The 19,513-nt window shown below is 52.1% G+C and carries 22 protein-coding genes; 16 read left to right on the top strand and 6 right to left on the bottom strand.

Features of this window, described 5'->3' with window-relative positions; translation table 11 throughout:
- Positions 1-572: 572 nt before the first annotated feature.
- Both ACT53S_RS11845 and ACT53S_RS11840 read left to right on the top strand, forming a co-directional pair.
- A complete protein-coding gene (locus ACT53S_RS11845) occupies positions 573-974 on the top strand; it encodes a hypothetical protein (RefSeq protein ID WP_476067118.1) in 402 nt (133 codons plus the stop codon).
- A gap of 73 nt (positions 975-1,047) precedes the next feature.
- Positions 1,048-1,614: a hypothetical protein gene (locus ACT53S_RS11840; protein ID WP_476067117.1), complete on the top strand. Its 567-nt coding sequence runs from the start codon at positions 1,048-1,050 to the stop codon at positions 1,612-1,614.
- Here the strand turns inward: ACT53S_RS11840 and ACT53S_RS11835 are convergent.
- Positions 1,604-1,927, bottom strand: a complete 324-nt coding sequence (locus tag ACT53S_RS11835; RefSeq protein ID WP_476067116.1) for a DUF6804 family protein — start codon at positions 1,925-1,927, stop codon at positions 1,604-1,606. The two genes, ACT53S_RS11840 and ACT53S_RS11835, sit on opposite strands and share 11 nt — an antisense overlap.
- A 905-nt stretch (positions 1,928-2,832) precedes the next feature.
- Here ACT53S_RS11835 and ACT53S_RS11830 point away from each other — a divergent pair.
- The 6 genes from ACT53S_RS11830 (at position 2,833) to ACT53S_RS11805 (ending at position 8,552) form a co-directional block, all read left to right on the top strand.
- On the top strand, positions 2,833-4,386 hold the full coding sequence (locus ACT53S_RS11830) for a KAP family P-loop NTPase fold protein (protein ID WP_476067115.1): 1,554 nt from the start codon (positions 2,833-2,835) through the stop codon (positions 4,384-4,386).
- A 14-nt stretch (positions 4,387-4,400) separates the two neighbouring features.
- On the top strand, positions 4,401-5,120 hold the full coding sequence (locus ACT53S_RS11825) for a hypothetical protein (RefSeq protein WP_476067114.1): 720 nt from the start codon (positions 4,401-4,403) through the stop codon (positions 5,118-5,120).
- A gap of 4 nt (positions 5,121-5,124) precedes the next feature.
- Positions 5,125-6,051 carry a hypothetical protein gene (locus tag ACT53S_RS11820; protein ID WP_476067113.1) on the top strand — a complete coding sequence of 309 codons (927 nt, stop codon included), beginning with the start codon at positions 5,125-5,127 and terminating at the stop codon, positions 6,049-6,051.
- Between the two features lie 236 nt (positions 6,052-6,287).
- Positions 6,288-6,905, top strand: a complete 618-nt coding sequence (locus tag ACT53S_RS11815) for a recombinase family protein (protein WP_476067112.1) — start codon at positions 6,288-6,290, stop codon at positions 6,903-6,905.
- A gap of 375 nt (positions 6,906-7,280) precedes the next feature.
- Positions 7,281-7,847 (top strand): transposase-like zinc-binding domain-containing protein, encoded by a 567-nt coding sequence (locus ACT53S_RS11810; protein ID WP_476067111.1) that lies wholly within the window; start codon positions 7,281-7,283, stop codon positions 7,845-7,847.
- A gap of 36 nt (positions 7,848-7,883) precedes the next feature.
- The gene (locus tag ACT53S_RS11805; protein ID WP_476067110.1) at positions 7,884-8,552 is read left to right on the top strand and encodes a hypothetical protein; all 669 of its coding nucleotides are present in this window, start codon (positions 7,884-7,886) and stop codon (positions 8,550-8,552) included.
- 43 nt (positions 8,553-8,595) lie between these two features.
- Here the strand turns inward: ACT53S_RS11805 and ACT53S_RS11800 are convergent, their stop codons facing one another.
- On the bottom strand, positions 8,596-9,177 hold the full coding sequence (locus ACT53S_RS11800) for a hypothetical protein (RefSeq protein ID WP_476067109.1): 582 nt from the start codon (positions 9,175-9,177) through the stop codon (positions 8,596-8,598).
- Between the two features lie 162 nt (positions 9,178-9,339).
- On the opposite strand from ACT53S_RS11800, the gene ACT53S_RS11795 reads away from it, so the two are divergent.
- The gene (locus ACT53S_RS11795) at positions 9,340-9,720 is read left to right on the top strand and encodes a hypothetical protein (protein WP_476067108.1); all 381 of its coding nucleotides are present in this window, start codon (positions 9,340-9,342) and stop codon (positions 9,718-9,720) included.
- A 47-nt stretch (positions 9,721-9,767) separates the two neighbouring features.
- Here the strand turns inward: ACT53S_RS11795 and ACT53S_RS11790 are convergent, their stop codons facing one another.
- The 4 genes from ACT53S_RS11790 to ACT53S_RS11775 form a co-directional block, all read right to left on the bottom strand.
- Positions 9,768-10,391: a hypothetical protein gene (locus ACT53S_RS11790; protein ID WP_476067107.1), complete on the bottom strand. Its 624-nt coding sequence runs from the start codon at positions 10,389-10,391 to the stop codon at positions 9,768-9,770.
- Positions 10,392-10,444: 53 nt separating this feature from the next.
- Positions 10,445-11,368, bottom strand: coding sequence for a hypothetical protein (locus ACT53S_RS11785; RefSeq protein ID WP_476067106.1), 924 nt, complete (start codon positions 11,366-11,368; stop codon positions 10,445-10,447).
- A 403-nt stretch (positions 11,369-11,771) separates the two neighbouring features.
- The gene (locus ACT53S_RS11780; protein WP_476067105.1) at positions 11,772-12,155 is read right to left on the bottom strand and encodes a DUF5681 domain-containing protein; all 384 of its coding nucleotides are present in this window, start codon (positions 12,153-12,155) and stop codon (positions 11,772-11,774) included.
- Entirely contained in the window at positions 12,155-12,427 is a 273-nt protein-coding gene (locus ACT53S_RS11775) for a hypothetical protein (RefSeq protein WP_476067104.1), read from the bottom strand. Before ACT53S_RS11775 ends, ACT53S_RS11780 begins: the two co-directional genes overlap by 1 nt.
- Before the next feature lie 95 nt (positions 12,428-12,522).
- Between ACT53S_RS11775 and ACT53S_RS11770 the strand changes: the two genes are divergently transcribed.
- The 7 genes from ACT53S_RS11770 (at position 12,523) to ACT53S_RS11740 (ending at position 19,512) form a co-directional block, all read left to right on the top strand.
- Entirely contained in the window at positions 12,523-12,918 is a 396-nt protein-coding gene (locus tag ACT53S_RS11770; protein WP_476067103.1) for a hypothetical protein, read from the top strand.
- Positions 12,919-13,031: 113 nt separating this feature from the next.
- Positions 13,032-14,477, top strand: a complete 1,446-nt coding sequence (locus tag ACT53S_RS11765; protein ID WP_476067102.1) for a hypothetical protein — start codon at positions 13,032-13,034, stop codon at positions 14,475-14,477.
- Positions 14,478-14,556: 79 nt separating this feature from the next.
- Positions 14,557-16,803 carry a portal protein gene (locus ACT53S_RS11760; protein WP_476067101.1) on the top strand — a complete coding sequence of 749 codons (2,247 nt, stop codon included), beginning with the start codon at positions 14,557-14,559 and terminating at the stop codon, positions 16,801-16,803.
- Positions 16,803-17,057, top strand: a complete 255-nt coding sequence (locus tag ACT53S_RS11755) for a hypothetical protein (RefSeq protein WP_476067100.1) — start codon at positions 16,803-16,805, stop codon at positions 17,055-17,057. Before ACT53S_RS11760 ends, ACT53S_RS11755 begins: the two co-directional genes overlap by 1 nt.
- A 62-nt stretch (positions 17,058-17,119) precedes the next feature.
- The gene (locus ACT53S_RS11750; protein WP_476067099.1) at positions 17,120-18,151 is read left to right on the top strand and encodes a hypothetical protein; all 1,032 of its coding nucleotides are present in this window, start codon (positions 17,120-17,122) and stop codon (positions 18,149-18,151) included.
- 13 nt (positions 18,152-18,164) lie between these two features.
- The gene (locus ACT53S_RS11745) at positions 18,165-19,094 is read left to right on the top strand and encodes an SU10 major capsid protein (RefSeq protein WP_476067098.1); all 930 of its coding nucleotides are present in this window, start codon (positions 18,165-18,167) and stop codon (positions 19,092-19,094) included.
- Between the two features lie 76 nt (positions 19,095-19,170).
- Positions 19,171-19,512, top strand: a complete 342-nt coding sequence (locus ACT53S_RS11740) for a hypothetical protein (protein WP_476067097.1) — start codon at positions 19,171-19,173, stop codon at positions 19,510-19,512.
- The last annotated feature ends 1 nt before the right edge of the window (position 19,513 follow it).

Genomic DNA, 19,513 nt, shown 5'->3' with positions numbered 1-19,513 from the left:
GCAGTTCCCTCCTACTCACCATTGGCCCTGCCAGTGATGGAATGCGCCCCTTTGTCTATCCCGCCAGCACCTCAAAAACTGTCTTCAGCGCGGAGAGGGCTTCCGGCGTAAAATAGGCGACAAATGGGGCCGATATCCAACCCACCATGCGGGGCTCTATCGACACCTTAAATCCTAGGTCTTTCAACCAAACGAATTGCATAGCAAAGCCCCATATGTCCCATCGATCGGCTTCATGCCGATTGTTGTCTGACATGAAGTAAACTGTGGCAGCGACCAGTTAATTTTCATTAACTAGTTCGCACACGCCCCATGCGTGACGCTGACAATAAACCGCTAGATTTGGGAAACGCCCGGAAAACATTTCGTTCCCAGATGTTTCCATAAACAGACGCCGGTGCTGGATTTGCAACCCCTCTCACAAAGAAATTTTTTCTGCCCGCCACTCAGAGAGCGACTACCCCGGTCACCAGTCACGAGGCCCGATATGGGCGTTCAAAAACTGCTTCTCGATTAAATACGGATGGGCAGACAAGAACTCATGATGGGTTCTCGTATAGGAGTAAGCCATCATGTTTGAAGCCATCGGCGCTTATCTCGCAGCGATTGGAATAAATGCAGGTCACCTGATCGCCGGATTAAGCGGCGCATTCACCCGTATGGTGATCAAGGGCGAAAAATTATCTTGGGAGTTAGTCAGCGGAAGTTTAGTAGGCGCGTTATGTGCGATCTACCTTACACCAGTTGTAGCGAGATGGATCGATTTGGACGTGACGGATATTGCCACGAATAACGGGTTAGCGTTTGCAATCGGCATGATCGGATTGAGTATCGCAGAGGGATTGGTAAGAGCCGCACAGCAATGGTCGCTCAATCCAAAGATCCCTCATATGGAAAGTTTCCAGCAAGCGCGTGATGCTTTCGCTATGAACCCGGAAACGACGAAAAAGAACGACGGAAATACGCCCGAGTAAATACCAGCGAAGTTTAACAATCGCTGGAGGCGCAAATGAGCGTTTATCTCTCAGCCGGTCCAGGAGCCCTTTAATGGCTCAAGCAATCGGTTCATATATGGCAGACATTCGACAGCAACGCAGACGATTACACGAATGGCAAGATTTCAAAGATCTACTCGAAGACCTCTGGCAGCAGGCATCCGAACAAGCGGCGTCACATACCCACGCTCATTTTCCGCCATGGGCCGTTGCGATGCCCAAAGACTTCGACACCATCATAGCGCAGTACCACCACTACACGGACAGCGCAGAGGTTCGGCTAAAGAAAGTCGCATCGCGAGGCCATCTGGTGGACGTGACCGGCACTGCCTTAGGGGATGATCTGCTCGCTGTTGCAGATCCCCGGCATACACCGGGAAGCCAAGCCGACAAGCACAGGATCCGGGCGAACTTGGCGCGCTACGATTTTATCGAGCGATGCGGTTACAAAGCGGAGATCCACGTCGAGAAACTGACCGTGCCGGAGTTTCAGGTCGCAGATGCTTCACTCAAAGTGAGCGACCTCAGCGACCGTTTTGTAGGAATGATCTATCACCCTGTCGTGCTGCTAGTGTTCGAAGATCCCCAGGCGGCGATGCTTTATCGCCTCAGTCTTTAGGCGGTTGCTGCTTATCGGTCGCCTGCTTCCAATAGGCGATTAAGATCCCGGCACCCACCAGGTCAAACATAACCCACGCAATCTTTGTCAGATGCACGGGAATGAAGGGGTTCCAAAGTATTGCCATGCAGCCGAACGCATAGGCCCAGCCCGTCATTTCCTTCTTGCGATCCCACTCGAAGTAGACGGCAAAGCCAGCGGTCAAGAAGACGGTGAACCTGAGAAATTGGTAGTAGCCGTAGGGCAGAGGCAAAACGCCCAATGCGAGCAAGCCCGCGCAAACTAATAGTATCTGAGAAGGATGGAATTTCATGACGGCTCCCTTGATGATCGACTTGTGGCCGGTCAACCAGCACAACGTCAAGATGCCTAGCCACGCAGGCTCCTTGCTTGACTTCAAAACAGTGAATTACCCTTAAAAGTCCTAGTGGTTGTGTTGGTCTAGTGGTGCTCGTGGCTATAGTGGGTCGGTAAAGATCCACGGGGGCGGATATTGGTTGCGAGACGTCGCTCAGAAAAAACACGTTCAGTCCTGGCTAGACTGCAGCCATGGCTGACTGCCGGTGCCGTCCTCCTGAACTTGGCGGCCACGGTAAGTGCTGCAGTCTCCGCCTATTACAGCAGTCAGCAATCAGTGTTTGTGACCGAGGCGGCAAACCGGCAGAGCCGCAATGAAGCCGTTTCAGAATTCGCTCGCGCTCACGACGCTTTATGTCGTTTGAGTTTAAGTCCGATTGATCAGGCAGAGTACGCCTCAATTCACAACAACGACGTCATCGTCCGGCTGGACTATGAGCGAGTTCGAGCGATAGAGACGAATGTCGATGTCGACGGGTACATCACGCTGTATGACAAAGCCTCGGCAGAGGTTGTCTATCACATGCAACATCTGTCAATTTGGATAAGCGACCAGGAAACAAGGTCCCTATCATCAGTGATAGATGACGCAGCCTCGAGGCAGAAATACAAGGTCAAGTTGACTGCGTCGCTGACGCCTGCCGTGGCCCTTGTCGCTCAGCACAACGTGAACTGTAGGCTCGTGCATGCTCAAGTCATCGAGTATTTGAGGAACTCCAAAAACGAGCGGCCGATCAGTGACTTCCGACGGTACGACGAAGTGGTAATCTTTCCATATTCTAAGGTCGGGACACCAGAGAAAACCATGCGGTCTTCCTGGGGCCTTCCGGGGGGCATAAACTGATTGGGGCCGGTGAGAAGATGGCAGTAACAAAGACAGGTGTCGAAAGTCCTTGGGGTGGTGATCTCCTCGGGCGGCAGAAGGATGCCGAGTTTCTGATCGAATTCCTCAAGCGCAGGCACGCCGAGCGCAAGAAGGCGGGGATCAAGGGCGCTTACGTGCTGAACGTCAATGCGGAGTGGGGTTTTGGAAAATCCTATTTCCTGCGAGGTATGGCCGAAGATCTTCGCGGGCAACATCCTGTCGTCATGATCGACGCTTGGAAGAACGACTTCTCCGATGATCCCTATACAACGGTGATCTCCGAAATCGACGCGGTGGTATCTCCATTAATTCCCAAGGGTGAGACGCAAGAGGCAACTCTGGCCCAACAGTCTTTGAGGGCCGTCAAGAAAAACGCCGGTAAAATCATAATGGCGGGGGCGAAAGGAGCCGCTAAAAAACTGGCGACAAAACTCGTAGGTGACGGATTTGAAGAGATCAGCAATCTCGTCAGCGAGAAGGAATACGCGACGGAACAGGGAGCAAAGGAGAAGACCGCTCTCGGTGCAGCAGCAGAGGCGGGCATCGAGGCATTTAGGGATGGCGTCGCGGACGTTTCTGCTGAGTTGCTCGACGCGCTGGCGACGAGGATGATCAACGACTACCAGGAGGTCAAAGGCAGCCAGGAGCAGTTCCGTAGTAGTCTGAACCAACTGCTGGAGGTACTAGAAAAAGTCAGTAGCCTGCGCCTCCCGATGTTCGTCTTTATCGACGAACTGGACCGCTGCCGACCCCCATATGCGATTGCTCTGCTGGAACGTATCAAGCACTTGTTCGATGTCGAGGACATTGTGTTTGTCGTAGCGACGGACGCCAAGCAACTGAGCCGTGCCATCACCGGCTTTTACGGCGCAGATTTCGACGGCCACAACTACCTGCATCGCTTCTTCACGCGGACATTCACGCTGCCGAATCCCACGCCTAGCCAGTTCATTGATGCAATGGTTGCCGCGCAGGCCGTAGATACTTCGAAATGGCACTCAATCGGCGCAGCGAACGATTGCGTGAAGTTCCTCGGCGAAGCCTCTGACCGATTTGGTGCAGGTCTTCGCGAAATTCAGAGGGCTATGGATGTTTTGTTCGACCTGACGACCTCCTGGAAGCATCCCTTCCCAATAGAAATCGGTTTGCTTTACCCGATGATCCTTGGTTACCTAAGAGGACAAGACATCGACCAGTGGGGCGCGGGATCTTGGCTGGATGTCGAGGTGCAGCGGTTGGTTACTGCGGGATGGCTTCTGGACGAGGTTCATTCAGACCCTTATGGACGCAATCCTAGTAGCCGACCAAACATTCCGTATTTCATACAATCACTGTATCGGGCGGCGAAAGTCGATTTTCACGAGCATCTGAGCAGTTTACGGGAAACTGCTTACTCGGACAGCAACCAGGCTGATCCCATCCCACGGTTCGTAGTTCAGGTGCTTGAGCAAGAGTATCACGCTCGTTTTCAGAATTACGTGAAAAGACAAGAGCGATCCGTACTGGAGACATATCCAAAACTGATAAAATATGCAGGTAACCTTAAGTGATTGAGGAGTGTGGCGTGAACTATTCGAAGAGACCCTGGAATTGGTTTGCTATCGCGGTCGCTGTGATCGTCATTTACGTAGCCGCACTAATATGGATGGTCGGCCCGGCTGACGTTCATACGTTTTTCGACCGCCCCGGTCTGAATGAAATCGGTGACTTCCTAGCCGGCTTCTTCGCCTTGCCAGCGCTGGTGATGCTCGTTGCCGCAGTAGCAACACAGCGACAAGAATTGAAGGAAGCGCGAGATCAGTTTTCGGAAAGCCAGCGGGTAGTGCAGCAACAGTTGGACAACGCAAACCAGCAAGCGAATGTGATCGCCTCACAGCAACGGCAATCAGAGGTTTCCGCAGAACGTGCTTATCGGTTGAGTTTGTTTCCGCACCGAATGGAGATATTCAAGCGGTTTGATCGCCACTGTAGAGACATCGTAGACAAATCAGCGCTAAGTGCCGCCTACGCCGCTTTAGAGCCTCTCGCTCAAGAATGTTTGTTCGCTTTCGGCCCAGTTATTCGTGACTACGTGCAGGATGTCGCGGATGCCACTAAAGAGGCGATGGACGCTCAAGTGCAGTATTCCCACTTTACCATGTGGGATGATGGTGCTGCAACGCCCGAGAAGACTGCGGCGATCGGCGTATTAAACGGCACGATTGACAATTTGAAGAGCATGGTAAGCCTTGAAGTTAGGTTGTCGAAATTCGGTCCCTATTTAACAATCGATGATGGTGTCTAAAAAAATGTCGAACAAGCAAAAATCAGAAATTGTTGAAGAAGAAGCGACAGCAAAGCGATCCTTCTGCGGGATTATTATGCCGATCGCGTCAATGCCCGGTTATGATGCTGCGCATTGGATAAGGGTCAAAAACATTTTAGAGCGCGGAATTGAGGCCGCCGGATACGTTCCAAGATTGGTTAGTGAAAGCGAAGAGATCGGAGTGATCCACGGGCGGATCGTCCAAAACCTGTACGATGATGACATCGTTGTCTGCGATGTAAGCGGAAAGAATGCGAACGTTATGTTCGAATTGGGAATGCGGCTGGCATTCGATAAGCCTACGATCATTGTGAAGGATAATGATACCGGATATTCCTTTGATACCCAGGTCATCGAGCACATCAATTATCGACAGGATCTGCGCTATGATGATGTCGAAGAATTTGTTGAAAAATTAGCGACGACCATCACTGCAACATTGGCTGCCAAAGCGGCAGACGCCAATTATTCGCCATTCCTCAGCCATTTCGCAAAGCGGATAAAACCCAAGAAACTGGAAACAGAAGAAGTTTCTGGTTTGGATTTTGTCTTGCAGAAGATGACTGAGATGGATGCTCGTCTTTCTCAAATGATGCGGTTAATCGACGGAGCGGGCCAGTTTGTGTTTAGCGAGGCTGATTATTTACGATTGGCTGCGATGCCCGATCGAGGACCCTTACGCGTTGCGCTAAAAGCGACGATACAAGGTCATATCGAAGCCATTTTGCGCGAGGCTAAGGCTGCGAATTCAGAGTATAACGATGCAAAGTTAAAGAACCTGGTTCATCAGAGGGTAGTTAATAGTGGATTTGAGGTTCCGATGGCGGACTTCTCCAAGGCCTTTGAGGAGGTTCTCAACTCGGGCCGATATAGAGTGCACCGTACGTTCGCTATGACGAAGCCAGACTGAAGAGTTGCTTGCGCTCGACGAATAAGTTGGGGATCAACGAGATTTCAGCAGGAACTCGATGTCGGCTGTGGCGCTGAAGAGATCAACACATGATCCTCTCCACCGTTCAATCACAGCGGAAAATCCGAAGAAGCGTATTTTAATCCGATCAGATCAAAGGGCAACCGATCAATTGTTTTGCCCTTTGCCGATTGCGGCAGCAGACAAAGAACGCACGTTCATTGTCAGAGGTTGCCATGCAGTATGTCGCTTACTATCGAGTTTCCACCCAACAGCAGGGTCGTTCCGGTCTCGGCCTGGATGCTCAACGCTCAGCAGTCAGATCGTTCGCTGGCGGTCACGAGGTTATTGCCGAGTTCACTGAGATCGAGAGCGGCAAGCGTGATGATCGCCCACAGTTGGAACTCGCCCTGCAAACGGCTCAAGCCGTTGGCGCAACGTTGGTGATCGCGAAACTCGACCGTTTGTCACGCGATGTGCATTTCATATCCGGGCTGCTCAAGCGCATGGTGCCGATCAAGGCCTGTGATATGCCCAACGCTGATAACTTCCAGTTCCACATCATGGCAGCGGTTGCCGAGAAGGAGCGCGAGATGATCGCTGAACGTACTCGACTGGCAATCGCGGCCAAGCGGGCTCGTGGTGACGAGTGGGGGACGAATGCTGCTCGTGCGGATGCAGCGCAGACATTTGCGGAAAGTGTTCGCAAAGACATCCAGGCGCTCATGGGCGCAGGTATCACAACTCCAGCAGCGCTGGCGCGTGCATTGAACGGACGCGCTGTACGGACGGCTGGAGGGCGATTGTGGGGTAGTGGTCAGGTGGTGCGGCTGCTTCGACGGCTATCGCTGTGAGGGCTGTTGCGTTGGCTGGGGGCAGGGCACATACACCCCCCTGTGGAGCCGCTTAAAAACTCTAACATGCGGTTCCAATTTTGGTATGCTGCCAAAAACGCTTCACAGATCAGAAAGTGATTGACAATCAAGAATTTCTGTAAATCAAAAAATCTATCTAAAAATTATCGAATTCCGAATCTCTTCTGACTGGTCGAAAACAGCCTTATCTTGAGCCTACTAAACCATGCTCGTTGAAGGGAAGGCAATGGATATTTCTACGATTACCACTGTGGTGACGGCACTCGCCTTGCTTCTTGGCGCGATCGCGGCACTGCTAAGAGAGGTTCGTTGCTGGAGGTCTAATTCTGGCCGAAACGGCAGGGATGGAGCCCAATGAATATGAAGTTCAATCTCCATTGCACGCGCTGCCCTGAATGCGTGACGGGCGAATGTGTGAAGAACGGTATCGTGCGTGGGGTGCAGCGCTACAAGTGCCGTGCGTGCGGATATAACTTCGTTACCCAGCCTAAAAATCGAGCCTCCCGCTCGTTCAAGTATGATCAAGTGGTGTGTCTGGTCCAGGGGCGGCCACTGAGCAGTGACGTGTCGTTGGCATCTGTTGAGAGATGGCTCCTGGAGGCTCAAGAGCACCACGACTGGTTTTTGCGCAGGATCGCAGAGTATGGTGTTTCGGCATATCAATATACGGGGCGCGAAGGTGATCGCCGTGCTCGCAACACACTGAGGCGCATGGATCTCGGTAAGGCTGCCATTGATGGCGCCTTCGGGGCTTATGAGCAGGTCCTTCGACGTGACCCGAAAAAACATCTCAGCGACATCCAGTTCAACAAGATCCTCGATTACATGGAGAAGATATCGTGGTGGGAATTGCCCGACGCGCTTGCCGAGTATCTGTCGAAACCGGATAACCTAAGTGGTTGGATTGTCGCGCCAGCCTAATGCGCGCTTCATAAGGTTGCACGCGAAGGAGCCTGCATGAACTGGGCAACTGTTCTTCAAACTGTATCGGCGGTAGTGGCGTCGCTTTCTTTCGCCTACGGGGTCAACGCTTGGCGGCGGACATCAGTAGGTCAACGTCGTATAGACCTCGCGGTGCGTACGCTGATAGCGTTCAATCGTGTAAAGCAGGCAATCCACGAGGTGAGATTTCCCGGTTCAAGTTCGGCTGAGGGCTTAAGTAAGTGGCCAGAGGGCACAAAGCCCGCTTCAGACGCCGAAAGGCAAGCATACATCGCCATCGAGCGACTAAACCGCCGAGCGGAACGCTTCACTGAATTGGAGGCCGTGAAACTTGAGTTTCAGGCGATCTTCGGTCGAGAAATAGATCAGGCATTCGCGGAGGTTGAGAGGGTCCGCAGCGATATAATCCGTGCATCTTTGCGGCTCGAACTTCATTGGAAGCAGCAAGGAAAGCCATTCAGAACAGAAGATGAGCGGCAGCAGCATCTTACGCGGATGCATGAAGCCGAAGCCGTCATTTGGGAGGGATTTGAAGAAAGCGATGCCATCAATATCAGGGTCCAGGCGGCGGTTGAGCAGATGGAGGAGTATTGCAGGCACGTCATCGATCCGGCCGCGACTTTCGCAGACCTGCGGAAGGGCTATTCGCGGCGATTTAAGCGCTACTGGGGAATTACCAAATGAGGTTTTTGCAACTCCCCTGTAGCAGGCTGAATAAAACGCGAAATTAAGAACTTCCGCCTGTTGTTGTCGGACTAGGTGAGGCTTCATCAGCCGTTGCGCCAGCCGCTGTCTCTGCCTGAGTTTCAGAGTTCGCAGCGGGTGGTGACACGGGCGCCGCTAAGTCGCGTTCTGCCTTTTGTACCTGTAAAGCGAGAAGTCTATCGTTAAGTTTCTGATGCTTTCTCCAAGCATTGAAGCCCGCCAAGAAAAATACAAATCCGGATGCAACCAAGAAACTTGAAAATATCCATCTAGTTGTGAGGTATCCAGATTCCTCCGCATATTTTTCTATCGCTCGATTATTCTCTGCAATCTGCGAGTTGCTTTTTTCCTGCTCTGTAATGTTTTTGTTTCTAAGTGCCTGACGCTCTTCATCGGATTGAATGCGAATGTAGGCTTGCCCTAGATTGCGCAAAACGCCGGTACTGTCCTCTACCGCGTATACGGTCTGATAAATATCATCGATCAACTCGCTATGGCGATTGTACGTTTCGTTGAACTGCCAGACACCAATTCCGATGAGCGCAATTCCGCCGACCGTGGCAAATTTATAAATGTTGTCAGTGGGTAACTCAGGTATCATCATGTAACTCCATTTCGATGGTGCTACCTACGGCACGGCGCTCTAAAATCGCCTTGATTAGATGCGGGCAATTTTAACGTTCTGAAATCTTCGGTTGCCCTGAAAATCCAAAGGCTATTGATCGGATGATACGGCGCAATTCAGCGCTGGTCTGTGAGAAGCCCAATGACCAATGCACTCGAAATCCTCAAGTCCGCAGCGACAACCGGCCCTGTAGGCGGGAAGAACCCCGTTGAGGTCTTCCTCGCCAAACTCGATCAGCAGGCCGCCTATGCGGGCGATCTGATCGCTGGAAAGCAGGTCAGCGGTCGCAGCCTTTGGTTCCGGAAGGATGGCGCTGGATGGATCGTCCGTATCGGACGCGACGCGTTCGAGATCGCCGGCAGCAAGATGTTCCGCGCAAAGGATCTCGAAGGGGTGGTTGCGCTGTTGGCGGCGGCTAAGGCTGCCATCCAGGCGGATAAGCAATTGCAGGACACGATCGCACTTTATGCGATGGAACGCAGCGAGCGGCTGAAGGCCGGTCGGAAGCCGAAGAAGAAGTAAGCGAACGCTACAAACGCAAGAAGCCCCGGAGTGATCCGGGGCTTCTTTCATTGCTGAGGTTTCATATGGATCTTGTCGTAGGCTTTGATCTTTTCCTCCCACTCGGCAGTCCATTCCTGTAGCAAACTGAGTTGCTCTTCGTGCAGGACTTCACGTGGTAGAGGGGCAAAATCGTCCCCTTGTTTCCATTCAACCAACCAGGCACAACGGTCATTGGGCCTGATGATGAAATCCCAGTCGTTTTCGTCGAGTGCGACAACTGCTTCTCGCAGCGCTGCCTTCTCAGATTTGATTTCGCGAAGTAGAGGCCGCAAGCGCTTCTTGTGAACGCGCAATTGGCTATCATCCGCTCGCTTCCAAGAACGAAGCCGCCGGAAAGCATCGGCGAGTTTTAAGCGCAAAGCCTGAACTTTTTTGCCTTTCTCGACGATGACCGGGAGATGGAGCAAACCGTGCTCCACAGCATGGCGCGAAGCGCTTTGAAGTTCGTCACGGTGCTTGTTCAAGCGCGCGACTGCAAGATCCCACTTTTGCTTCTGCTCCGGGGTCATAACCTTGTGGAGTAGGGGGTACTCGAAGGTGTCGGCTTTGAAACCCTCAAGGGCGACACGGAAGTGTGCTCGAACATTCCGTGCGTAAACGCTGGTTTTGTCTGGTCCTATAGTATGCATGGTAACCTCCGAAAGCGTGAGGGGGTGACCCGAAAGCCACCCCCTCAATCACTTCATCCCCTTGCGTTAGCGATCTCAAACTCTTCACCGAGAACGTCTGCCTCGTCCGGAACTCGCATTGCCTCATGGTAGGCCTTGCGGAGTTCGTCCTTTCGGGTCTTGAACTGGCGCAACACTGCGTTGCCGTTTTCAATACCAGCCGATCCCAGTAATAGGATCTGGCCGCCCTCGATGCGGATCGATGCAATTCCGAGTCCACCTTCACTCAAAGTGAAGGCAAGCGCCTTGGAAAGCCGCTTCGTGAGCGGAATGGTCGCGAGTGGCTGCAAAGCCATGATCTCGTGCCAATCCTCATCACTGAGGATTTTCCGCTCAGCGGCTTGATGCTGAACTTTATCTTCAGCAATCACTGCGTTGATCGTTGCCCGAACAGACTTCTCTCCATCCGGCGTTTGGATTTTGAACTCCTCGCCAGTCGTGAATTGCTTAAGCATCTCCGCGCCGGTGTATCCGTTGCGGACTGCGAAGCGGCAGACGGAAGCGTACTTCTCGCTGCTACGGTTCGGCTCCCAATAGATGACACTCTGACCAGCCTTATTCACTTTGGACGCCCACTTGCCATCAGCAATGCGGACGAGGTTGAGATAAGGATTGGTCTGAGTGAGCACCTGGCCTACAGGGTTCTCCGTCGTTTTGCGAACCGTAAGGAGCGCATCAGCGAGTTTCTGCACGCCGACCGAGTATGTATCGTCCTCGGCCATCTTGTGGGCCGCATCACACAACCTCGCAACGAAGTTATATGTGATGTCCCGAACCTTGACGGTTGCGGCATCGAGCGATTGCGCATCCGTATTGAGATCACCAATCTCCTTCTTGAGCACGTCGCTCAAAACGACGTCTTTGCCAGCGTAGTCGAGAGCCGACTTGCTAACCGAAGAGAGAAGGGTGGTGGAGGTTTCATTCTGTACGTTCGTCATTGTGTGCGTCCTTTTGCTTTTGCTCGGGATTGAGCTCCGCAGCAGACTGCTCACTTGTGAGTGAGGTGAACCAAGGTTCAAATCCACCAGCACATGGCACCCTAATGCCCACGGCAAAACCGCTGCCGGTTCGAACGGCTGAAACTGGCGTCAAAACTACTTGGACGCGAAAATGACGAATTCAAAGAACGGTCAAACAACAAGTCATTCGACGAGTTCAGATGTAGCACAATCTTCGTGCCCGTCAAGTGAATAAATCAAAAAAAGTGTTCAATAACAATATATTAACTTCACTTACGAGTGAAGAAAAATCGATGTCTGCATTCGATTTGACTTTAAATAAAAGTTTAGCAGACGCTACGCTCGGTTGAGGGTTTGGACTAGTCTTCACTTTGAGTGAAGATTAGTCGAGCCCACCTTTAGGGAGCGCCAGAATGGGGGAGTGTACGATATTACCCTCGATCACGTTGCGGCGTCGATTGACGCGAGCCAGCAAGTCGCTGACCTCCACCCGCACATCAACGTCCACCTTTTGCTCCTGTGCGGCTTTACTCACATTGAGCGCGAGGATCGTTTCCGACGCTTTCAAGCGGACCATCTCGTTGGTGCTGTTGTTGGCCAGGTCATAAAGGTTGTCCAGCATTTCGGGGGCCATGTAAGCGGCCTTGGTCTTGAGTTCCTGCGGCATGGGTGGTCTGCCCTTGGGGTTGCCGCTTTGGCCTTTCTTGAACCCTTGTCGCTTGAGTTTGGCCTTTTCCTCTTCCGTTAGTTCACGCTTCTTTCTCATTAGGTCTCCTCGACAACTCTGCCGCCGATACGTTTGCGAAACTCCAGCGCATCATCCTCGTATGTGAATTCGACCTCAAAGGACTGCTCGGCAACGTTGAGGATCGAATAGTTGTCTTGGGCTTGCGGCATGTTCGCAGCAATCCAGGGGACATATCGTTCTTGGATGAACTGATTGATCGCGTCGGATTGAGAGATCAGCGGATTGTGCAATCGAATTTCTTTGATGCGGCCATTAAGGTAGCCGTTCGCGATGTCTAAGCGTAGTTTCATTGGTTGCCTTGAAATCGATTAAATTGGGTTTACCCTTTATTTAATCGGAACGTTGCAAAACTCGCATCAAACGCCTCGTAATATGGAGAACACGCATGGCCAAGAACGAAGCCGTCAGAAAGAAGTTGCTCGCAAAATTCATGGAGCCTTCGAAAAAGAAGGTTGGTTCTGCCGATCGCGTAACCGCGTTGATCGAAAGCGGAGTTGAGCAGATCAAGATCATCGAGAAGTTGATCGCAAAGGATGCATCCACGAAGATCGTCGCTCAGCGTGATTGGTTCCGTGAAGTGGAAAACGGTCAATATGAGATCAAGGTTGGCCGCACGGCTTATCCGTTCAACGGGGACACGACAAAGCGCTTCAAGGCTGCTTCCCTCGAAGAGGTGAAAGAAATCGTCGAAGGTTTGGTCGAGTTGGCCAAAACTGATGACGATTTCCAGAAGGAAATCCGTGACTATCAGCCAAAGCCCAAGGCTAAGGCGAAGAAGTAGTATCCAGGTTGAATGACAGAAAAGGCCCGCCAAGTGCGGGCATTTTGCGTTTAAACAGTCAAAACAAGCGCCTTCGATAAATACCCCGGATTTCAATTACCGGTGTATTTTCGATGGTTTCTCAAAAGGAGCAATTGGAACTTATCGAGAGTTTGCTCGATGAGTATCGAAACGATATAAGCGCTTTCGCATTCGATGTTTTCGAAAGCGTTCTCAGACCCAAGCAGGTTGAGTTTGCAAACGCTGCGATGCGCAGCAAGCGCGTTACCTTTAAGGGTGGCGTAGGTTTCGGCAAAACCCATATCCTCGCGATCTTTGTTTGGTGGAGTTTGTTCTGCCACGATCGCGTCAAGTGCTCGATCTTCGGTCCCAGCGAAGCGCAGTTGAAGAGCGGCGTTTGGAACGAAATGCACAGCCTTTGGGAGCGAATGCCCGAGGAGTTCAAAAACGCCTGGGACGTTACGGCTACCAAGATTAGCCGAAAGACTGCACCGTCGAACTGCTATGCGGAGTTTCGTCTCGCCAGCAAAGACAACGTGGCGGCATCACGCGGTATTCACGCCGACAACAACTTTATCGTTGTGGACGAGGCCACTGGTGTTTCCGACGAGATCCTAAAGGGCGCTCTACAGAACCACCTCACATCGGACCCTAACCCCAAACTGATCCTGATCTCCAACCCCAACACTACCAGCGGGTATTTCTGGGACACCTGGAACGATGAGGATATCAGCCCGCATTGGGTCAAGGTTCACGGCAGAATGGCCGATAATCCAAGGGTCACCGAGGACGACTTGGAGATGGAAGCCAAGCAGCGCGGAGGCAAGTCATCCAACGATTACATCATCCACGTTGAAGGCGATTTCCCATCCAGCGATGATGACGGTCTGATCCCCGCTTATCTCATCGATGCAGCGGTAGAGCGTGAAGACGCCGTGCCTAGCGATCTAAGGCCGATCCATTGGGGCGTTGACCCCGCCGGTCCTGGCCGAGATCGATCAGTGATCGTCAAGCGTCACGACAACAAGATCATCGACGTTCACGAGTATCGCGGACTGACGACCACACAACTGTCCTATGTGATACGCGACCAGTTTCAAGCGCTGACGCCTGCTGAACGCAAACGGGTGATTATCTCCGTTGACGCGAACGGCCTCGGACGCGGTGTCGCTGACAATCTCTCCGACTTTGGTCTGCCGGTCAAAGCGGTTGCCACGCAAAGCCAACCCACAAAGGGTAGGGACGTCAAGGGCAACGACAAGTACGCGAAACTGCGCGATCAACTTTGGTGGGAGGTCAGGGAGTGGTTTGCTACTGAAGCGGTTTCCATCCCGTTTTGCGTTCCTCTGATCCGTGAACTCAAAGCCCCAACCTACGCCTACGATAATCGCGGCGCTATCAAGGTCGAGGGCAAGAATGAAATGAAAAAGCGGCTGAAAATGTCGCCGGATTATGCCGACGCTTTGTGTCTGACGTTTGCAGCGGAAGAAAGTCGATATTTCGGAAAATTCAGTTGGAGCAAGCCATTAGTGCAGATGGATCTCCGAGTTTTTGAATAAGCGGAGAAATCGGCATCACGAATAAATACTGAAATAGAAGAGAAATGAGAAGGGCGGATCAACCGCTCCGAAAGGTGCAATGGCGAAGGAAGTCAAAAAGAAAATAGATGAAGCCGCACTATGCAGCAGAATTTCAAAGGCGTTACAAGAAGCCGTAGGTATCTCTGACACCAATATCGCACAACGACAGGCTGAAGCGTTTCGCACATATATGCGAAAGCCGATGGCTGGTGATGAGCAGATCCAAGGCCGCTCCAAGTATGTCAGCAACGAGGTGCAAAGCGCCGTTGATTGGTCGGTAAGCACGGTAATCCGAGTTTTCGACAGTCAGCGCGAGCCTGTCTCGTTCCAACCCAATACGTCGAGCCCCGGAGACGCAGCGCTGGCCAAGCAGATGACGCATGTTGTCAATTTCGTTCTCCGCCAGAAAAACAAGCACGTGGGCTTTTTGCAGCCCTGGCTGACCAATGCGTTTCAGACCGGTCTCGGCGTGACCATGGTTTCGTTCAATTCCTATACCGAGCAATCGCTACCGCAGTTGGTCAAGGGTGTCACAGACCAAGCGCTGGTCGAGATCTACGAGGACGAAGAAGCCGGCCACATCGAGATCGTGGAGGTTGGCGAGCCATATCAGGCCAAACTATCCGCGAACCAGGCAGGTATGATGCCGCAAATGGCAATCCTCGCGGAAAGCCTCTTGCCGATGGTGAGAGACGTTAAAATCCGCCGGAACAAAAAGCAGATCGAACTAAACATCGAGAACTTGGCTCCCGAGGATTTCATCGTTTCCAAGGATGCCAAGTTCAATCAGCAAACCGGTGGTATCCGAGCCAGCCTCCAAGGCCACAAGCGCGTTATCAGTCGTGGCGAGTTGATCGATCTGGGTTTTGATAAGGCCAAGGTCGCGCAATTGCCATCAGCCAACGATGACGACGAAAGCGAACTCGCTCATGAGCGCAGCGAAGTTATCGACTACAGCCAGGGCGTTGGTGACGTTCATGATGACGTGTTGATTTATGAAATCTACACGCGAATGGCGATCGAAGACAAAAAGGCTCGTCACTATCGCATCACCATTGGCGGTGGGCTGGAAAGCAAGCCCATCCTGTTGGGCTATCAGGAAGTCAGCAAGTTCTATCCTTATGCGGCCTTCTGCCCATTTCCGACGCCGAACACGCTTTTCGGTCAGGGCATTTTCGACCGTATCGGACCCGAGCAAGCGTATATCAGTAAGATGATGCGCTATGTGTTTGACAACCTCGCGCAGCATTCCAATCCCATCAAGATCATCAATCCGAACGTCACGAACCCCAATGACGTGCTCAACCTATATCCGGGCGCGGTGGTTCGTTCGGAAGATCCAACCGGCGGCATCTCTTATAACCAGCCAGCATTTTCAGGCGGCAATGCCCTAAGCGTTATCCAAAGCGTGTCAGGTAAACTGGACTTCGCAACGGGTGTTGGTCCCAACATGATCGCCCTCAATGCGAGCGATCTGCAAAACTCGACCGCCACTGCCACAAGTCAACGTGCGAATGCCAGCCAGACGTTCATGGAGCGCATCTGCCGGTGGTTTGCAGAAACTGGTTATGCCTATCTGGTCAAATTGATCATCGACGCGCTGGTTTCCAACGCCGAAGACGCAGAGGCGTTTATCGCCCGTCTTACCGACACCTATGTTCCCATCCAGGTTGATGACTGGGATCCAGATATGGATGTGACCGCCAACATCTCGTTTGGGGTCATGAACAAGGACTTCAACGCGGCTGCTCTCAACCAGATCCTAGCCCAGCAGATGCAAGCGATGCAGATGGGAATTGTCACCCCGGACAAGATCATAAACACGCTGACCAAGATCGCTGAAAATGCCGGGTTTACGAACCCATACGAGTTTTATCTCACCAAGGAGGAGTGGCAGCAGAAGGTTCAGCAGGAGCAGGCCAACGCCAAGCCGCCGCAGCCAAGCGCGGATACCTTGGGACTTATCCAGATCGAGCAGACCAAGGCCCAATTGCGAGCGCAGTCGGATGCCGCCGAGCGCGATTTTGAGATGCGCAAACTGATTGTCACCAACGATATCGAGCGCGATCGAATGGCCCAGGAAAAGTGGCTCAAGGCCGCTGAAATCGCTGCCAAGTATGGCACTGAACTCGACTTGGCTCGTCTGCAACAGGAACAGGCTGCATCGCGCAACGACGTGGATTTGGCCATGGCCACAATCGACCAACAGAAAGAGGGAATGAACCGGCTGGCTGAAATTCACCAGGCCGAGCAAGCGGCTCGTGCGGTGCCGCAAATGCCCACAGCCCAGCAAGGACAAGCATAATGAACCGAGATCTCTTATTGCGCGGCCAAGCCGCCAAAAACCTATTGGCTAATCACGAATTCAAGTTCCTAGCCGATGAAGTTCGCAAGGACATCTTCGAGCAGTTCGTGCGCACGAACATCAATGAAACTGAAAAGCGAGAGGATCTTTTCAAATGCGTGAATGCGCTGGAAACGCTGATCGTGTTCGTCCAGCGATATGCCAATGACGCCGAGTTCGAACTCAGCAAGCAAGGCATGAACTTGGACGTCTAAAGGCGCCAAGATTGAAGCGATCTCCATAAATAGTTGAACAAAAACAACATTATGGAGAATTCATGGAACTCGCCAATAATCCCATCGAGGGAACTGGTCTTACAGTCAATGAAGCCGCAGAACGTATCGAAAAACTATTGGACTCCGAGATTGGAGCAACCGCAGAAGTAGATGCTGATATCGAAACCGAAGAGGTTTCAACAACCGAATTGGAAGTGGAAGAAATCGACACGGAACAAGCCGAAGAGGCCTCCGAGGAAGTCGATAAAAACTTAGAAGCCGATGAGGTTGAGGAAAGTACGGAAGAAGCCGAAGAGGCTAATCCAAGCGATGATGAGATTGTTTTCGAAGTCGACGGAAAGCAGGTCACACGCAAGGAAGCCCAACTGGGTTATCTACGTCAATCCGATTATACGAAGAAAACTCAGGAACTCGCTTCTGACAAAAAGGCTCACTTGGAGCGCTATAAGGTCGAGCAAGTAAACTTTGATGAACTTCGTACAAAAGTGGATGCTGAAATTCTTGACATCAAGAAAAGCATTGCACGTGAGTTTTCTTTTCAAGAACCCAATTGGGATGATCTCCTCGCGCACGACCCCTCGGAGTTTACGCGGCAGAAGCACGAATGGGAGCGCAAGCAGGCCAAGGTACGTGAACTTTACGAACTTGAACGCTTGAGTAACGAAAAGAAAGCCCAATGGCAGCAAGAGCAGATCAAACTCGCTCAAGCCCAAGCCTATGAAGAACTTGCAACCAAACACTCCGAATTCGCGGATGCCAAAAAGGCACCAGCGTTGCTGTCGGAAATTGGTCAGTATCTCCTAGATAATGGCTTCAAGCGTGACGAGATCGAAGGCATTGCCGACAGTCGCATCATGGACGTGGTTTACCGTCTCTACAAGTTGGAGAAGGTTCAGCAAAAAGTCCCGGAAGTGATCAAGAAGTTGGAAAATAAGCCTGCGCTCACAATGCCTGGAACGACAACGTCCAAGCAGGCAGTTGAAACCCAATCTTATGCAAAGGACAGAAATCGTTTGAAGAAGTCAGGCAGCATCAATGATGCCGCCGATTTTATCAGCAAATATATTCTATAAGGAGAAGCCAATAATGGCCACATTGAAGACAACCGACGTCAAGCACGTCAGAGAAGACCTTGGCGATCTAATCAGCGATATCACGCCAAAGGAAACACCAGTTCTTTCCTCGATCGGCACGGTCAAAGCATACAACACTTATCACGAAACCCTAAAAGACACCCTCGCTGCGCCAAACGCCGACAATGCCCGCGCTGAGGGTTCTGACGCTCCTGCTGCCAACAACACTGGACCAGAACGCGTTGGTAACTGGACACAGATCTTTTCCAAGCAGATCACCGTGGCGAGCACTCTCGAGAAGGTCAACACTGCTGGTGCCAAGAAGGAAAAGTCTCGTCAGATCGCAAAGGCGATGCTGGAACTAAAGCGAGACGAGGAAGCAGCAATCACCTCCGACAACGCTTCGGTTGCTTCCGGCACACGCAAACTCGCCGGTATTGGTGCATGGCTCGAAACTAACGTTGACGCAGGTGCAACTGGCGCTGCTGGCGGTTTCAGCAATGGTATCGTCGCTGCTCCAACACCAGGCACAAACCGAGTTCTCACAGAAGACATGTTCAAGGACATGGCACAAAGCGTTTGGGAGCAGGGTGGCGATCCAACGCTCGTGTTCGCACCAGGCGACCTGAAGGCTGCGATCTCGGGCTTTAGTGGTCGCGCAACTCAACACCAAGCGGTTGATGCTGGCACGATCTACGCGAACGCGGACATCTACGTGTCCAACTTTGGTACCCACAAGATCATTCCTCACCGCTACATGCCTACCACAAGCGTCTATTTCCTCGACAAGTCACTTTGGAACAAGGCTGTTCTCGGTGGGATCGAAAAGTACGACCTCGCCAAGACCGGTAACAGCGAGAAGATGGAGATCGTGGAAGAGTTCACGCTGGAGTGCTTGAACGAGGCCGGTAACGGCGTAATCCGCGACGTTGCAGCGGCTTAATCCGAGACTGAATGGGGAGCGAAATGCTCCCCATTTTTGCAATGCGCCCAATAACAAAAACAACAAGAGGCGATCAGTGTTTCATGAAGAATTTCAGATTGGCGATCTCGTAACGCACGGCACCTACGTCCTAATCGATGATCCGCAAAAGACCGTTTGGGTCACCCGTGATGGCGACCTCATGTACATCACGACCGAATACAAGGGTTTTCAGGCGACCCTGGATGCCAACGCCGAACTCGCAAACAGTTTCAGCAAAAACCAAAAACTCGGAGACATGGAGCGTGTCGCGAGCATTCCGCTGGGCGTTTATCACGAGTGGGCAAAGCATGGGATTACCGAGGACGACGACGCGTTGAAGCGCCGTCTCAATGATGCCGACTACCGCAAGTTCCGCACGAACAGTTTGAGGCTGTAAC

It is taken from the genome of Allorhizobium sp. DMC15 (assembly GCF_056314065.1).
The sequence above is the reverse complement of the archived record's forward strand: the minus strand, read 5'-3'. Positions and strand labels throughout refer to the sequence as shown.

Excerpts from the sequence above, each read along its gene's own strand:
- ACT53S_RS11845 (WP_476067118.1), top strand. The coding sequence starts at position 573 with ATGTTTGAAGCCATCGGCGCTTATCTCGCAGCGATTGGAATAAATGCA.
- ACT53S_RS11840 (WP_476067117.1), top strand. The coding sequence starts at position 1,048 with ATGGCTCAAGCAATCGGTTCATATATGGCAGACATTCGACAGCAACGC.
- ACT53S_RS11835 (WP_476067116.1), bottom strand. The coding sequence starts at position 1,927 with ATGAAATTCCATCCTTCTCAGATACTATTAGTTTGCGCGGGCTTGCTC.
- ACT53S_RS11830 (WP_476067115.1), top strand. The coding sequence starts at position 2,833 with ATGGCAGTAACAAAGACAGGTGTCGAAAGTCCTTGGGGTGGTGATCTC.
- ACT53S_RS11820 (WP_476067113.1), top strand. The coding sequence starts at position 5,125 with ATGTCGAACAAGCAAAAATCAGAAATTGTTGAAGAAGAAGCGACAGCA.
- ACT53S_RS11815 (WP_476067112.1), top strand. The coding sequence starts at position 6,288 with ATGCAGTATGTCGCTTACTATCGAGTTTCCACCCAACAGCAGGGTCGT.
- ACT53S_RS11810 (WP_476067111.1), top strand. The coding sequence starts at position 7,281 with ATGAATATGAAGTTCAATCTCCATTGCACGCGCTGCCCTGAATGCGTG.
- ACT53S_RS11805 (WP_476067110.1), top strand. The coding sequence starts at position 7,884 with ATGAACTGGGCAACTGTTCTTCAAACTGTATCGGCGGTAGTGGCGTCG.
- ACT53S_RS11800 (WP_476067109.1), bottom strand. The coding sequence starts at position 9,177 with ATGATGATACCTGAGTTACCCACTGACAACATTTATAAATTTGCCACG.
- ACT53S_RS11795 (WP_476067108.1), top strand. The coding sequence starts at position 9,340 with ATGACCAATGCACTCGAAATCCTCAAGTCCGCAGCGACAACCGGCCCT.
- ACT53S_RS11790 (WP_476067107.1), bottom strand. The coding sequence starts at position 10,391 with ATGCATACTATAGGACCAGACAAAACCAGCGTTTACGCACGGAATGTT.
- ACT53S_RS11785 (WP_476067106.1), bottom strand. The coding sequence starts at position 11,368 with ATGACGAACGTACAGAATGAAACCTCCACCACCCTTCTCTCTTCGGTT.
- ACT53S_RS11780 (WP_476067105.1), bottom strand. The coding sequence starts at position 12,155 with ATGAGAAAGAAGCGTGAACTAACGGAAGAGGAAAAGGCCAAACTCAAG.
- ACT53S_RS11775 (WP_476067104.1), bottom strand. The coding sequence starts at position 12,427 with ATGAAACTACGCTTAGACATCGCGAACGGCTACCTTAATGGCCGCATC.
- ACT53S_RS11770 (WP_476067103.1), top strand. The coding sequence starts at position 12,523 with ATGGCCAAGAACGAAGCCGTCAGAAAGAAGTTGCTCGCAAAATTCATG.
- ACT53S_RS11765 (WP_476067102.1), top strand. The coding sequence starts at position 13,032 with ATGGTTTCTCAAAAGGAGCAATTGGAACTTATCGAGAGTTTGCTCGAT.
- ACT53S_RS11760 (WP_476067101.1), top strand. The coding sequence starts at position 14,557 with ATGGCGAAGGAAGTCAAAAAGAAAATAGATGAAGCCGCACTATGCAGC.
- ACT53S_RS11755 (WP_476067100.1), top strand. The coding sequence starts at position 16,803 with ATGAACCGAGATCTCTTATTGCGCGGCCAAGCCGCCAAAAACCTATTG.
- ACT53S_RS11750 (WP_476067099.1), top strand. The coding sequence starts at position 17,120 with ATGGAACTCGCCAATAATCCCATCGAGGGAACTGGTCTTACAGTCAAT.
- ACT53S_RS11745 (WP_476067098.1), top strand. The coding sequence starts at position 18,165 with ATGGCCACATTGAAGACAACCGACGTCAAGCACGTCAGAGAAGACCTT.